Genomic DNA, 15,288 nt, shown 5'->3' on the forward strand with positions numbered 1-15,288 from the left:
CACCGGAACAATTGCATGCTCGTTTTGCGTTGGATGTTCGTCCCAATAGTGAAGCTGTGACTATTGATTCAGATAAAAAAGAAGTAGAAGTGAAATCTGAAGAAGGAACGTATAAATTATCTTATGATAAGTTAATTCTTTCTCCAGGTTCTAAACCATTTGTACCACCTGCTGAAGGTTTAGCTGAGGCAGAGAATATTTTCACTTTACGTTCGGTACCAGATGTAGATAAAATAATGAATCATGTAGAAAAACTTAACCCTAAAAAAGCGGTTGTTATTGGAGCTGGATTTATCGGTTTAGAAATGGCAGAAAGCTTGGTTAATCGTGGGATTCATGTAACGATTATTGAAAAAGCCCCTCATGTATTGCCTCCTTTTGATGAAGAAATGGCTGCCTATTTAACAAAAGAATTAGAAAGAAATGGTGTTAACTTGCACACTAATCTTGCTGCTAGTGCTTTCAAAGAAAAAGGCAAAATAGTTGTATTAGAAAATGGAGAAGAGTTAAAAAGTGATTTAACGTTAATGTCTGTTGGGGTTATTCCGGAGACAACGGTTGCGAAAACAGCGAATATTGAAACAGGTATCCGTGGCGGAATTGTTGTGGATTCAACGTATGAAACAAGTGTCAAAGATATTTATGCTGTTGGGGATGCCATCATTGTTAAACAACAAATTACTGGTGAAGACACGATGATTGCTTTAGCTTCACCTGCTAACCGTCAAGGTAGACAAGTTGCAGATGTTATTAGTGGTTTAGAAAGAAAAAACAAAGGCAGTATCGGTACAGCAATTGTGCGTGTATTTGACGTAGTAGCTGCATCAACAGGCTTAAATGAGCGTCAACTGCAACAATCTGGTTTAGAGTATGAAACGGTCCACGTTCAAGGGAAAAATCATGCGGGTTATTATCCAAATGCCAGTACGATTTTATTAAAACTTCTATTCAATGCTACTAATGGAAAAATTTATGGAGCACAGTCTATTGGTGAAGATGGCGTAGATAAAAGAATTGATATTATTGCAACAGCTATTAAAGGCGGGTTAACTGTCGAAGACTTGCCAGAATTAGAACTCACTTATGCACCACCCTTTGGTTCAGCTAAAGATCCTGTAAACATGGCAGGTTATGCAGCAACGAATATGATGGAAGGTTTATCTGAATCTATTCAGTGGCATGAACTAGAATCTAAGCAAGAAGAAGGTTGGTTGTTGCTAGACGTTCGAACAGCAAGTGAACTAGAAAATAATGGTCAGTTAAAAGATGCAACGAACATTCCTTTAGATGATCTACGTGAACGATTAATCGAATTACCAAAAGAACAACCAATTATCGTTAGTTGTCAAAGTGGGTTGCGAAGCTATATTGCAGAACGAATTTTAAAACAAAATGGATACACTGTTAAAAATCTAGATGGAGCATTTGCTCTTTATTCAGTAGTACATTCAGATAAGGTGGTAAAGTAATGTATCAATCAATTTCAATGCCAGAATTCGAGCAAGAGTGGAAAAAAACAAAACGTCCGTTAATTGACGTGCGTGAACTAGACGAGTGGAACAACGGTCACGTTGAAGGAGCCATTCATTTGCCATTAAGCGGATTTCCAGCTGCACTAAATCAGTTGGAAAAAGATAAAGAGTATTTTGTTATGTGTCATTCAGGAGGCCGCTCGGCAATGGCTTGTCAACATTTAGCAAAAGAAGGATTTAGTGTTACAAATGTGATGGGCGGAATCTCTGCTTGGAAAGGCGATGTTGTTTAAAGAATAACACGGCGGTTAACTAAAACTGAAAGAGTAAGCTTTATTATAAGAAAGATTAAAACCTGCTTTGAAAACACCTATAATATAATGCAATGCGTCAAATTCAATTGTCTCTTTGCTTTAATCCTTGTTATAATAAGAGTTGCTCTTTAAAAAAAGAGCAACTCTTTTGTTTTTTTTATAAAGAAGATAGTGAAAAAAAGGAGAATAAAGATGCATGAACCAATCATTGAGTTAAACCATCTAAGTTATAAAGTGGCAGATAAATTAATCATAAATAATGCAACTTTTTCTATTGCTAAAGGAGATTTTGTAACCATCACTGGGCCTTCAGGAAGTGGTAAAAGTACCTTACTTAAAATAATCGCGTCAATGTTATCTCAAACTTCGGGAGAAATCAACTACAAAGGGAAGAAGATTGACGAATATGATCCGATCGCTTATCGTAAAGAAGTATCTTATTGTTTTCAAACAGCTGTACTGTTTGGAAAAACAGTTCAGGATAATCTGCTTTTTCCATATGAAATCAGGCAAGAAGCATTTGATTATGAAAAAGCTAGTCATTATTTAACTAAAGTGGGATTAAATGAAACGTACTTAACAAAACAGATAAATGATTTATCCGGTGGAGAAAAACAACGAGTTGCTTTGATTCGCAATGTCCTCTTCTTACCTGAAGTCCTTTTATTAGATGAAGTCACTAGCGCATTGGATGAGGAAAACAAACAAGCAATTGGCCGCTTTGTTCAAGAAATGAATCGGGAAAAACAGGTTACGGTATTATGGGTGACTCATAATGTTAGTGAAGTTACAGAATCAGATCGAGTAATCAAAATTGTTAATGGGGAGGTGGAAGAAAAAGATGGACTTGAGAATTAACAATACATCCTTGATCTTTGCTATGGGATTAGTTTTAGTGGCCTTAGCAATAGTCTATCGAGAAAAATTAGATTTAGGAAAAGATATTATTATAGGTGTTATAAGAGCCGTTATCCAGTTATTTGTTGTGGGTTATGTCTTGGGTTATGTTTTCAAATTAGATAATATCATTGTTACCTTTTCAATGGTATTGGTCATTATTTTTAATGCGTCTTATAATGCTGGGAAGAGAAGTCAAGGTTTACCCAATGCCTTTAAGATTTCGTTTATTGCCATCTTAACAGCAACTGCATTAACACTAGCTCTATTGCTATTATCGGGTTCACTTGTTTTTAAACCATCTCAGATTGTTCCTATTACGGGTATGATTGCGAGCAATTCAATGATTGCCATTGGCATTTGTTATCGAAATTTAAACAGTAAATTTGCGGATCAAAGGCAACAAATTTTAGAAAAACTAGCTTTAGGTGCTGACTTAAAGCAAGCGTCAATCTCAATTGTGAGAGATAGCATAAAAGCCGGTATGTCTCCAACAATTGATTCAGCCAAAACGGTTGGGTTGGTTAGCTTGCCTGGAATGATGTCTGGTTTAATGTTTGCAGGAGTCGATCCGACTCATGCCATAAAATATCAAATTATGGTTACTTTTATGTTGCTTTCCACAACAAGTATTGCATCAGTTTTGGCGAGTTATATGGCCTACAAGAATTTTTATAATGAACGAAAACAATTAATTGGATAAATGAATAAATTAGTGCGCATTAAATGTGCACTGATTTTTTTGTGGAAGGATAGATGAATGAGTAGTCTAATTATAATTGACAAAGAAAGCGCCATCAATTACAATCAAGATGAAAAGAATGGTGAAAAAAGAGGGGATAGATATGAGTAAAACTAAAGATCATTTAGTTGGAAGTAGTTATTTAGCTATTTTTATTTACTTTATTTTACCAAGAGCTCAAATAACAACAACATCTAATTATTGGACTATCTTTTTTTCTTTTAGGGAGTTAGCTGTAGGAATCATAACCATCGGCATGGTCGTCGTAACCGTTCAAAAGTTAACTGGAAATAAATGGAAAACGTTAAATCTAACGAATATGATCATCTGGGCTTTTGTACTCTATAGTTTAACGACGCTATTTTTTATTATCTTACCGGAATTTCTCTGATGGTATAAAATAAAGTAAAGTTCATTGACACGACTAGTGCAGTGAACTTTTTTAATTGTCTGAAAAAATAAGGTACTCATTAGGCGTGCTAGTTAAGTGAGTAAAAAGACGGTATAATAATAGAGAACTGAGAAAATAGTAAACAGAATAAGTAGACTTATTAAAAAAGTAGATAAGAGGTGAAAAAAATGAAACCTTTCGTTAAACTGGCTTTAAAATTACTGTCATCCCCTAAAATAAATATGGAAGAAGATTACCTTTGGATTCGTAAAGTGCAACAGTTTTTTTCAAGAAAACCCATACGAGCAAACTATCGAATATTAGATCGGAAAATTTATTCAGCAGATAGAAGTCATGATATTCCGGTACGTATTTTTCAGCCAGCGGAAAAGAAATCTGACGATGTTTTGTTATTTTTTCATGGCGGTGGTTGGGTAATAGGAGACATTAATACGTACACCAAGCCTTGTATGAACATGGCTGATTTCACTGGGAGAACGGTCTATTCAGTAGATTACCGCTTAGCACCAGAACATCCTTACCCAGCAGGATTAGAAGATTGTTACCGTGTAGCAGACGCGATGTTAGATAATTTGTCGTTAATTGGGCTAACGGATGCTTCTCAATTAACGCTTATTGGCGATTCAGCTGGCGGAAACTTAGCAGCAGCGGTTTCTTTATTATTAAGAGATAAGCGTAAAGACTACCCTAAAAAACAAATCTTACTTTATCCAGTTACCTTTTGGGATCATACAATCAACTCTCCTTTTGAATCTATCCGTACTAAAGGCAAAGATTATGGACTAACGGCAAAAAAAGTTAGTGAATATATGGAGTTGTACCAGCCAAACACTGCCGAGCGAAAAAGTCCTTATATTGCTCCTTTGATGGCAGACGATCTTAGCAATCAACCCGATACATTAATATTAACCTCCGAAAATGATCCTTTGCGTGATGAAGGTGAAGCCTATGGAATGGCACTAAGAGAAGCTGGGAATACAGTGCGTATTCATCGTGTTAAAGAAAGTGTCCACGGTTTTATTACGTATCCCAAACTATCTAAACTAGTAGTAGAAGCTTACGAAGAAATAAATGAATTCCTAACAAGCAAGTAAATTAATGAAAAAGGAGGAGACAAGATGAAACGGAAAACGTGGGTAAGACTGGATAATGCCTCTAATATTTTTTTAGCAGCAATGACAAACAGAGATACAAAAGTTTTTCGTTTAACAGCAGAAATGACTGATCTTGTTGACTCTAAGTTACTGCAACAAGCATTGGATAAAACGTACGACCAATACTTGCTATACCATAGTGTTTTAAGAAGAGGAGTCTTTTGGTATTATCTAGTGATGAGTGAGATTAAGCCAAAAGTTACAGCAGAAATAGCCCCTCCTTTTACTCAACTCTATCATTTTGACCAGAAAGAACTTTTATTTAGAGTGATTTATCAAGGGAATCGCATTCATTTAGAAGTTTTTCATGTATTATCAGATGGAGTAGGAGCTATGTGGTTTTTTGAAGACCTCATTAAAGAGTATGTTTTTTTACGGCACCATGAGATAGCCGAAAATAAATGGGATAAGACACTCATTCAGTTGGAACAACAGCTAGATGATAGTTTTAATAAACATTTTCGTCAACAGGATGAAACGAACTTTAGCCATGTTGCTAGTTCAGCTTTTTTTTCAGTTATTGAAACAAGTAAACGTGCGGGTAAAGTAGTTCTGAGATATGGGAAGAAAACATCTAATTGGTTGGGTTCGTCTATAAAAATAGAGTCCAATAAAAAACGGGTTTACCAAATTAGAAGTAAAAAGACACCTGACAATCGGCCGCGAATAGTGGATGTGAGTATGCCTTTAAAAGAAACAATCCAGTTAGCTAAAAAGGAAAATGTTTCTTTAACGATTTATTTGATCGCTTTATTTTTTGATTCGATTAGAAAAGCAGAACCAGATTTTAAACAAACGGACACGATTGCTATTTCTGTACCTGTAAATTTACGTCAGTTTTATCAGTCAAACTCTGCACGCAATTTTTTTAGTACGGTTTTACTAGAGTATACCTATGGGGAAGAAGATGATTTTAATCACCTTTGTCATAACTTGAGTGATCAGTTGCAGCAACACTTAGAACCCGATAAACTTGGGCAGCGATTGAGTAAATTAATTAAAGCAGAATATCACCCAATAGCTCGAGTGACCTTACGACCGATTAAAGATGTTGTCTTGAAATTAATCAATCGACAAAACAATCGAAAAGTTACGGTGGCCATGTCTAATTTAGGAAAGATGGTTTTCCCTCATCCCATTAGTACGCATATTCAGCAAATCTATTTTAAAACAGCAGCTGTTCGACCTCAGTTTTGTATGGTTAGTTTTGAAGACAAACTGACGATTAGTTTTACTTCGCCCTTTATCGATACGTCAATCCAAAAAGAATTTGTGCGCTCGCTGAGTGAAGAAGGCCTATCGGTTAGTGTTGCCGTTAATCAAGTAACAAGTGAGGAATTGGAGGATGAACCGTTATGAAGTATTGTACATCCTGTTGTGCGGATATTGAAGGCGATTGGAAAAACTGTCCTTTATGTGGCCAGTCTCTTAATCCATCAAATGAAAAAGGGACATCAAATCCTTATCCAGCTATTCCTTTACGATTCAATAGAAAAAAAGTTCTACGTTTATTAACCTTTTTTACACTTCTAACGGGATTTTTATTTATTGGAATAGAAGAGATTTGGTTAGATCAAAGCCAAGGATTAAAATTAGCTGTGCTTGCGATACTAAGTTTATGGACAGTTGTTTATACAGTGATCAGAAAAAGAAGAAACATTGCTAAAAGTATTCTTTATTTGATGGTTATTGTTTCTATAATTAGTATTTATTTAGATTACTTACTCGAGTGGAATGGGTGGTCAACGACTTATGTTATTCCAATTATCTGTATTTTTGCAGATTTAGCCTTAACTATTTCAGTGAAACTGATTTTTCCAGAAGTAGGAGATTATATTCTTTATCTGTTAATTGTCGTTATTTTAGGTTTTTTCCCTGCCGTCTTTCTTTTCTTTAACTGGACGACAAATCCGATTTTATCTTGGTTATCAGTAGCTATCAGTGCAATCATGTTTGTTGTCCTTTTTGTTTCTCATAGAAAAGTTATCGTTCATGAATGGGAGAAGCGTATGCAGATTTAAAATGCAGTAAACAGGATGTATTCATTATCTTTTTAGAATTAAGAATGAATCAAAAAGGAGGGAAATAATGAGAAGAAAGAATCTTCTTTATGTAGATATAGCTGAAGATATTCGTAAGAATATTTTGAATGGAGTGTATAAAGTAGGAGAATTAATGCCTACTGAGAATGAGCTTGAAGAAAAATACCAGGTTAGTAAAATAACTATCCGAAAAGCCATTGAGATTGTTTCAATGGATGGATATGTTGAAAAAAAGAGTGGATTAGGGACTAAAGTAATCAGTGACCGTCTCTTTAATAAATTGTCTAAAGCTACTTCATTTTCGAGTATTTTAGAAATGAATGGCAACACATTACGAAAAGAAATTTTATCTATTCAAGAAGTACAAACGATTAATGAAGATGAACGGATACGTCAAACATTTAAACATAAGGCCTATAAAGTTACGAGGATTTACTATTTAAATGATGAGCCTTATAGTTATTTCGAACACTTTCTTCCTGTACTCGGAAGCATTGAGGTATTGAAAAGAATAGAAAAAATTTCTTTATATAAATGGTTAGCTGAATTTGATAAGAACGTTAGTCGGTTTGAAGACAGCTTTGAAGCAACAGAAGTGAAAGAGTCAGTGAGGGAGAAGTTAGCTACGAATCAAACTCATTTATTAAGAAGAGTTAGAAAGACGATTAGCACAAAGAACGAAATAATAGAAGTTTCTTATGGAAGTTATGACACAACAAAACACCCCTATTCAATTAATTATGAAGTATAAACAAGAAGAACGCCAACGATAGTGAAGGGATATCGTTTACATTTAAACATTATAATGTTATGTTCTTTGTGATGGGAAATAAAGGAGGAATGGTATGTTTGATCTCTATATAAAAAATGGCAGAACTGTAGCCGGAGATAGAATAGAAATAGGTATTCTTAATGGTAAAATAGTTGCTTTAGAAAAAAAATTAGAAGTAAAGACAGCCATTAAAACAATTGATTTAAAAAATAAGGGCTACATTTCAGCCGGTTGGATAGATGGGCACACGCATTGCTATGAAAAATTAACGTTGTATTATGATTCGCCAGACACAATCGGATACAAACAGGGTGTGACAACGGTCATTGATGCCGGTTCAACAGGAGCAGACACCATTTCAGATTTTTATCAATTAGCCATTCAAGCTAAGACAAACGTGTTTGCTTTAGTGAATATTTCTAAAACTGGAATCGTTCATCAAAATGAGTTATCCAATCTAGAAAACATACAAGAAAAATTAGTGTCTGATGTGATAGCGAACTACCCTGACTTTGTAGTAGGGATTAAAGCTAGAATGAGCAAAACGGTCATTGGGGATAATGGAATTAGACCATTAGAATTGGCTAAATCTATTCAAAAAAAGAATTCCAATCTGCCTTTAATGGTTCATATTGGTTCGGCACCTCCCAATTTAGACAGGATCCTTTCTATTATGGAAAAAGGAGATATTTTAACGCACTGTTACAACGGGAAACCGAATGGAATTCTAAATAAGAAAGGAAAAATCCATGAATTTGTGTGGGAAGGGTATCATAAAGGAATTTTATTTGATATTGGTCATGGAACGGATAGTTTTAATTTTAATACAGCAGAACAAGCAAAAAGAGAAAAGTTGCCTTGTCCTATTATAAGTACAGATATTTACCATCGGAATAGAGAACAGGGTCCCGTCTATAATTTTCCAACAGTTATGGAAAAGATGCTTTACTTAGGTTATTCATTAAGTGAAATGATACCAATGGCAACTACTAATCCTGCAAGAGCCTTTAATTTACCATTAAAAGGAGAACTGAAAATTGGTTACGATGCAGATCTGACTATTTTTAAAATAGAAAACAAGGAAAAAGAGTTAATAGATTCAAATGGAAATACTAGAAAAACTCAACAGGTAGTGACCCCTTTACGCACGGTAGTTGGTGGCATTGAGTATACGTTAGGAGCTGGTTAGAATGGATTATTATAAAAAGTATGGGTTAAAAGAAGTGATAAACGCAAGTGGAAAGATGAGTATTCTGGGCGTGTCGACGGCTTCTCAAGAGGTTAGTGATGCAGGTGAATTTGGCTTACAGCATTTTTTTGAAATGGAAGACTTGGTTAAAAAAACGGGACAGTATATTGCACGTTTAATCGGAGCAGAAGACAGTACGATTGTTTCTTCCGCATCAGCTGGGATTGCCCAATCTGTTTCAGCCATTATAGGCAGAGGGAGTTCTTATCTGTTAACCCATCCTTACACAGACAAGATAACCAAACGTGAGATTATCCTTCCAAAAGGGCATAACGTAGATTACGGTACTCCCGTAGAAACAATGATAGAGCTAGGTGGTGGAAAAGTTAAGGAAGCAGGCTATGCCAACATGTGTACTTGCCAGCATATTGAATCAATGATTACCCAAGAAACGGCCGCCATTTTTTATGTAAAAAGTCACCATTGTGTTCAAAAAAGTATGCTTTCAATTGAAGAAGTGCTTCAGCTAGCTAAGAAACATCAGATTCCGCTAATTTTAGATGCTGCGGCAGAAGAAGAGTTATTTTCTTACGTCTCAATGGGAATTGATTTAGTTATTTATAGCGGAGCAAAAGCTCTTGAGGGTCCTAGTTCAGGAATTGTGATTGGTAAGTCGGAGTTGATAGACTGGGTGCGATTGCAAAGCAAAGGAATAGGTCGAGCAATGAAAATTGGGAAAGAATCGATTCTAGGTTTAACGACAGCAATCGAAAACTATCTTACCAAAGAAGCTGAGACACCTGAAAATATGAAAGCAAGACTCAATCCATTTATCAATGAACTAAATGCTATTTCTGGATTAACGTGTTGTGTAGCACAAGATAAAGCGGGTAGAAATATTTTTAGAGCTAAATTACTCATTGATGATGCTGTGCCTTTGACGGCTAAAGAACTAGTTGAAAAACTAAAACAAGGAAATCCAGCTATTTATACACGAGAATACGAAATGAATAATGGCATTATTGAATTTGATATTCGAGCTGTAACAGAATTAGAACTTGCAGTAATAGCTAAAAGAGTAAAAGAAAGCATTACTTTATCTAAGAAAGGAGAAAAAATGACTAAAACGCCAAAATTTTTAGGAAACAAAATCTGCTTAAATGTTCTAGCAAACTCAATTGAGAACGCGAAAGAATGTTACGATGCAGCACAAGGACATATCGTCTTAGGTATTCTCTCAAAAAATTATGAAACGGATCAAGCAGCTATTGAAGAGATGAAGATATACCAAGAAGCTGTAGGAAATGCTTTGTCCATTGGTCTTGGAGCTGGTGACCCCAACCAAAGCGAAATGGTAAGTCGGATTTCTAGCGAACTTCAACCTCAACATGTCAACCAAGTCTTTACAGGGGTAGGTAAGACTAGAGCTTTACTGAATCAGGAACAAACAATTGTAAACGGATTGGTGTCGCCTACTAATAAAGTGGGAACGGTCTTAATTTCTACAGGTCCTTTAAGTAGTCAAACGACTAAAGCAGAAGTCCCGATTGAAACAGCTATCGCGATGTTAAAAGATATGGGTGGAAGTTCAGTGAAATTTTATCCTATGGATGGACTGAAATATAAAGAAGCGTATCTAGCAGTGGCAAAAGCCTGTGCTGAAAATGATTTTATTCTTGAACCTACTGGTGGAATTGATTTAGAAAATTTTGAAGAAATACTCCAAATAGCTAGTGATGCAGGAGTGAAAAAGATTATTCCACACGTTTATAGTTCAATTATTGATCATGAAACGGGAGATACTAACCCAAAAGATATAGAAGTGCTATATTCTATAATGAAAAAAGTGGGATTATAAATAGAGTAGGGGATTGCTATGAATATACTAGCTTTTGGAGAAGTAATGATGCGCTTAACTCCGCCTCATTATAAATTAATTGAGCAAACAGATTCGGTCGATTTAAGTTTTAGTGGAACGGGTTTGAATATAGCTAGTAATTTATCTCGTTTTGGCTATGATTCAACAGTAATGACTAGTTTACCAGACAACCAGGTAGGAAGAGCAGCTTCAAGTTATATGCGTAAATTAAACGTAATAGATACACATGTAGTGTATAAAGGAAATCATATCGGCCTCTATTTCTTAGAGATGGGTTATGGAGGACGTCCTGCAGAAGTAACGTACCTTAATCGGTCAGAAAGCTCTTTTTCGAAAAGTCACAAAAGAAATTTTAACCTAGATAAAGCCATTTTAGACGCAGATATCATTCACCTTTGTGGGATTTCGTTGATGCTTAGTGAATCTGTCAGAGAGACTACGCATTATATTGCAAAAAAAGCGTCGCAATTAAATAAAACGGTTTGTTTTGATTTTAATTATCGTCCTAGTATAAGCAATGAAAAAGATCATTATTGGGTGAAAGAGCACTATGAAAAAATACTCCCTTATTGTGATATTGTTTTCGGAGGAATACGAGATTTAACAGAGTTACTAGATTTTACTTTAGAGGAAGAATCGACTAATTTAATTGAAGACCTAAGAGCACTTAGTCAATTGTTTTTAGAGAGATACGATCTTACTTTTTTTTCAGGGACTATCCGTGACTATGAAAACGAAAAGCAACGGTTAACAGGATTTATACGAAGTAAAAAGGAAGGATTTTTGACTAGTGATGGACATGAACTGTCTATTTTGGATAGGATTGGAACAGGAGATGCTTTTGCTTCAGGCATTATTACAGGGTTTATCGAGAAATGGTCAGCGGAACAGACACTAAGGTTTGCTATTTCTAATGCGGTATTGGCGCACACTACTTATGGAGATACGCCAGTAGTCAATAAGAAACTAGTTGAAGGGCATATGAATGGAAACCAAAACAATCTTTTGAGGTAAACCAAAGTGAGTTTTACGTTCGGGTCATTTTTTATTCAATAAACTAAAAAGTCGGATACAAAAGACGTTGAGGATATTATTCCTCAACGTCTTTTGTATACTCTTTATTTTTTTGGAAAGAAAAGATTTGAATTTTCAGCAATAGCTGCGAATATTCCGAAACTAATTCCTAAGATTGGAAAAATCATCCATCCGGGCGACCAGGTGTTAAACAATAAACCTGAAATAACATAAATCCCTGCTGCAAGCGGAAAAATAATATTGGCTACTTTAGTGGTCATCCGTTCACTGGCAACTCTTTGTGGTGTATAGTCGCCTATAGAAAGGATTTTATTGTAGGTTGAGTGAGTAATACCAAAAAAAACAAGAAGAAAAACACCAGCAGAAACGAAACTGAGTAAAAAGATAAGCGGCCAAAACCGTTCTGATTCGAATAAGATCAATGGGAACAGCAGAAAGATAAGTCCCGCAAAACAAAATAGAACGCCTGTTGTAATGCCTTTTGCGAATGAATGCTTAAATTCATTCATTTCTTGCATTAAATTAGAACGCGTAGAAGGATCCAGTAAAATGATTTTACCCTCTACACCGAATGACTGTTCTTTGATTCCAAAAATAATAAAAAGGCCAACGGCTGTGGAAATTAAAATAAATAAAGGAATTAGAGATACAAGAATAAGCTGATTGGACTGTAAAGAAGAGAGAAGGGGCAAATAGGAAGAGAGTTCTTGAACAAATAAAGAGAGGGCTGGCGCGAATAGTATAAGGGAAACGCCTAGCGCGATGGCTAAACTAAACCTAGAACGATGAGTTTTAAATTCTTCAACCTCACTTTTTGACCAGTTCAGAATATGTTCTTCGGATGTTAACTCTTCAATAAAGTATGTTTCTTTGCCTAAATAGTCCTCTATTTGACCATATTCAGCTAAAACACGAGCAAGTGCTTCTTGCTCAGTAAAGTTTTCGGCTAATAATGTCGTGTAGTGTTTTTCCATATTTAACAACATGTCTTGCTTTAATTTAATCATTTCTGGTGTGTTAGGCTTTTGTTCGAAAACGGCATTGACGTAATGCAGTAGGATAGACATGATTTGAACTCCTTTCTGTAGCAAGTAGACAAATAAATGATCTTTTTAAAAAAAACTAAAATTATCTGAGCTTTTCACCGCAATGAGGACAATAGGCACCATGGTCTTTATCTTGTATGACGGTTAATTGTTCAACGAATCCTGCAGATAAAATACCGGTTGGTATAGCGACCATTCCAACGCCTAAAAAAGTAATAATCATACCGAATAGTTTTCCACCGGTTGTAATGGGGTAAATGTCTCCATACCCTACTGTTAATAAAGAAGAAGAAGCCCTCCAAAAAGCAGAAAAGGCATTTGTGAAAACATCTGGTTGAGCATCGTGTTCGAGACTGTACATAAATAGAGAAGCAGCAGTCATTAAAATCAACACAATGAAAACAGATGAAAATAATTGTTGACGTTTACTCTTTAAGACATCTGTGATGATATTCAAAGAGTCATAGTAGCTGTTGATCTGGAAAAGTCGCAAGATTCGAATGATTCGAAACGTTCGAAATGCAATGGTTCCGTTCGGAAAAAAGAAAGGCAAAAAGAAAGGGAAGAAGGACAAGAGATCAATTAGTCCAGTAAAAGAAAAAATATAAGTCAATCGAGCTTTTCTTTTTGAAAGACTAGGATAAAGGTAATTAGCGGTCCAAACTCTCAATCCGTACTCAAAGGCAAATATACCAACAGAAATGATTTCAATGCTGTGTATTAATCCAGTGTAGGAATAAGAACGATCGAAAGTAGAGAAAATAGCTATCCCTAGATTTAATAAAATAGCTAAAACAATGGTAAAGTCAAAGGTACGACTAATGATATCTGTATCTCGTCCAATTTGAATGATTTCAAAGATTCTTTTTTTCTTCATATTAAAACCTCTTTTTCAATAAATGTATGTAATGTAGTTGTTCCTATTGAGTAGATGATACGATTCAGACTAAACTAAAAAGAAAGGAAGAAAAAGTCTCTTACGTTAACTTTTTCTTCCTTCATTTATAAAGAGTGTTTACTTATCGCGTACATCTTTCATAGCGTCTAATTTTTTAACGTCTTCTGGAGAAAGAGTAAAGTCGAGTTGACTATTCTCGATGATACGGCTTTCATGAGTTGATTTTGGTAAAGGTAAGGTATCTTTTTCTAAACAATAACGAATAGATAATTGGGCCGTTGTGACGCCATACTTTTTAGCCATATCCATTATTTCTGGACTGTTTAAAATATCTCCTGTTGCTAACGGTGAATATGCTTCGACAAGAATACTATTCTTTTTACAAAAATCTAACAGCTCTTTTTGATCTCGCCCAATATAGAAAGGGATTTGGTTAGCCATTGGTACAATGTCACAGGCATCGATTAATGCTTGGATGTCTTGTTTTGAGAAGTTAGAAACGCCGATAGCACGGATCTTTCCATCAGTGTATAATTTTTCCATTGCTTTCCAAGTTTGTATATTTTCTTTTGTGCAGTCTTTACCGACTTCATCCCATGGCCAAGGCGCATGGATAAGGTAAAGATCGACATAGTCCATACCTAAATTTGTAAGAGTTTTATTGAAGGCCTCTAGTGTTTCATCGTATCCTTTAATGTCTGCAGGCAATTTACTTGTAAGAAAAATAGATTCACGAGGCAAGTCAAAATCTTCGATAGCTTTTCCAACGTTTTCTTCGTTATGATAAGCTTGGGCAGTATCAATAAGAGTGTAGCCGTTTTTTAATGCCAATGTTACAGCATCATAAGCTTCCTCATTCGGGATTTGCCAAGTTCCAAAACCGATAGAGGGAATGTCAACACCGTTATGAAAAGTAAAATTTTTTTTATTCACGTAAATTTTCCTCCTTATTAGTAGGTATCTTTGAAGTTTGACGCTTTCATAAATTGATTATACCAAAGAATAAGAAAGGATAAAAATAATAGGAGTTTAAAAAGAAAGGGGACTTCTAAATTATAGTGTAAATCGATGCTAAGAATGATTCAGAATGTGTTATGATGAATGAGAGAATCAATACGATATTATTAAAAAGTGAGGAATAATTAAATGAGTAAAATAATTTTAACAGGCGATAGACCAACGGGTAAACTTCATTTAGGCCATTATGTTGGTTCTTTGAAGAATAGAATCATGTTACAAAGTGATGCAGGAAATAAAAATTTTATTATGATTGCGGATCAACAAGCTTTAACAGATAATGCAAAGGATACAAAAAAAATACAAGATAGCTTACTTGAAGTTTCTTTAGACTACTTAGCTGTCGGATTAGATCCAGCTAAATCAACTATTTTTGTGCAATCTCAGATTCCTCAATTAGCGGAATTAACGATGTATTA

Annotated in this window: 15 protein-coding genes and 2 pseudogenes; 14 read left to right on the forward strand and 3 right to left on the reverse strand. The window is 35.2% G+C overall.

Annotated features, from left to right (window positions below; translation table 11 throughout):
• From WBF61_RS02020 to WBF61_RS02080, 13 genes and pseudogenes are all read left to right on the forward strand, one after another.
• The coding region (locus WBF61_RS02020) for an FAD-dependent oxidoreductase (RefSeq protein ID WP_424253463.1) at positions 1-1,469 on the forward strand (1,469 nt) is incomplete at its 5' end.
• Positions 1,469-1,765: a rhodanese-like domain-containing protein gene (locus WBF61_RS02025; protein ID WP_424253465.1), complete on the forward strand. Its 297-nt coding sequence runs from the start codon at positions 1,469-1,471 to the stop codon at positions 1,763-1,765. The genes WBF61_RS02020 and WBF61_RS02025, both read left to right, overlap by 1 nt.
• Positions 1,766-1,978: 213 nt before the next feature.
• Positions 1,979-2,644: an ABC transporter ATP-binding protein gene (locus WBF61_RS02030; protein ID WP_424253467.1), complete on the forward strand. Its 666-nt coding sequence runs from the start codon at positions 1,979-1,981 to the stop codon at positions 2,642-2,644.
• The gene (locus WBF61_RS02035; RefSeq protein WP_424253469.1) at positions 2,628-3,386 is read left to right on the forward strand and encodes an ABC transporter permease; all 759 of its coding nucleotides are present in this window, start codon (positions 2,628-2,630) and stop codon (positions 3,384-3,386) included. The genes WBF61_RS02030 and WBF61_RS02035 overlap by 17 nt, the downstream gene beginning before the upstream one ends.
• A gap of 142 nt (positions 3,387-3,528) precedes the next feature.
• Positions 3,529-3,816 carry a hypothetical protein gene (locus tag WBF61_RS02040; protein WP_424253471.1) on the forward strand — a complete coding sequence of 96 codons (288 nt, stop codon included), beginning with the start codon at positions 3,529-3,531 and terminating at the stop codon, positions 3,814-3,816.
• A gap of 188 nt (positions 3,817-4,004) precedes the next feature.
• Positions 4,005-4,931 (forward strand): alpha/beta hydrolase, encoded by a 927-nt coding sequence (locus WBF61_RS02045; protein WP_424253473.1) that lies wholly within the window; start codon positions 4,005-4,007, stop codon positions 4,929-4,931.
• 24 nt (positions 4,932-4,955) lie between these two features.
• A complete protein-coding gene (locus WBF61_RS02050) occupies positions 4,956-6,350 on the forward strand; it encodes an alcohol acetyltransferase (RefSeq protein ID WP_424253475.1) in 1,395 nt (464 codons plus the stop codon).
• Positions 6,347-7,012 carry a DUF6320 domain-containing protein gene (locus WBF61_RS02055; protein WP_424253477.1) on the forward strand — a complete coding sequence of 222 codons (666 nt, stop codon included), beginning with the start codon at positions 6,347-6,349 and terminating at the stop codon, positions 7,010-7,012. Before WBF61_RS02050 ends, WBF61_RS02055 begins: the two co-directional genes overlap by 4 nt.
• A 67-nt stretch (positions 7,013-7,079) precedes the next feature.
• A complete protein-coding gene (locus WBF61_RS02060; protein WP_424253479.1) occupies positions 7,080-7,784 on the forward strand; it encodes a GntR family transcriptional regulator in 705 nt (234 codons plus the stop codon).
• A 94-nt stretch (positions 7,785-7,878) separates the two neighbouring features.
• Positions 7,879-8,994: an amidohydrolase/deacetylase family metallohydrolase gene (locus WBF61_RS02065; RefSeq protein ID WP_424253480.1), complete on the forward strand. Its 1,116-nt coding sequence runs from the start codon at positions 7,879-7,881 to the stop codon at positions 8,992-8,994.
• Position 8,995: 1 nt separating this feature from the next.
• Positions 8,996-10,081 (forward strand): annotated as a pseudogene (locus WBF61_RS02070) (DgaE family pyridoxal phosphate-dependent ammonia lyase); the annotation flags it as partial.
• A gap of 30 nt (positions 10,082-10,111) precedes the next feature.
• Positions 10,112-10,852 (forward strand): 2-dehydro-3-deoxy-phosphogluconate aldolase, encoded by a 741-nt coding sequence (dagF, locus tag WBF61_RS02075; protein ID WP_424253488.1) that lies wholly within the window; start codon positions 10,112-10,114, stop codon positions 10,850-10,852.
• Between the two features lie 18 nt (positions 10,853-10,870).
• Positions 10,871-11,887, forward strand: coding sequence for a sugar kinase (locus tag WBF61_RS02080; protein WP_424253482.1), 1,017 nt, complete (start codon positions 10,871-10,873; stop codon positions 11,885-11,887).
• Between the two features lie 104 nt (positions 11,888-11,991).
• On the opposite strand, the gene WBF61_RS02085 is transcribed toward WBF61_RS02080, so the two are convergent.
• The 3 genes from WBF61_RS02085 to WBF61_RS02095 form a co-directional block, all read right to left on the reverse strand.
• Positions 11,992-12,975: a hypothetical protein gene (locus WBF61_RS02085; protein ID WP_424253484.1), complete on the reverse strand. Its 984-nt coding sequence runs from the start codon at positions 12,973-12,975 to the stop codon at positions 11,992-11,994.
• Between the two features lie 61 nt (positions 12,976-13,036).
• Positions 13,037-13,831, reverse strand: a complete 795-nt coding sequence (locus tag WBF61_RS02090) for an ion transporter (protein ID WP_424253486.1) — start codon at positions 13,829-13,831, stop codon at positions 13,037-13,039.
• A gap of 138 nt (positions 13,832-13,969) precedes the next feature.
• The gene (locus WBF61_RS02095) at positions 13,970-14,791 is read right to left on the reverse strand and encodes an aldo/keto reductase (RefSeq protein WP_424253490.1); all 822 of its coding nucleotides are present in this window, start codon (positions 14,789-14,791) and stop codon (positions 13,970-13,972) included.
• A 207-nt stretch (positions 14,792-14,998) separates the two neighbouring features.
• On the opposite strand from WBF61_RS02095, the pseudogene WBF61_RS02100 reads away from it, so the two are divergent.
• Positions 14,999-15,288, forward strand: a pseudogene (locus WBF61_RS02100) (tryptophan--tRNA ligase); the annotation flags it as partial.

Origin of the sequence: Carnobacterium sp. (assembly GCF_049673005.1) — a bacterium.
Lineage (GTDB): Bacteria > Bacillota > Bacilli > Lactobacillales > Carnobacteriaceae > Carnobacterium_A.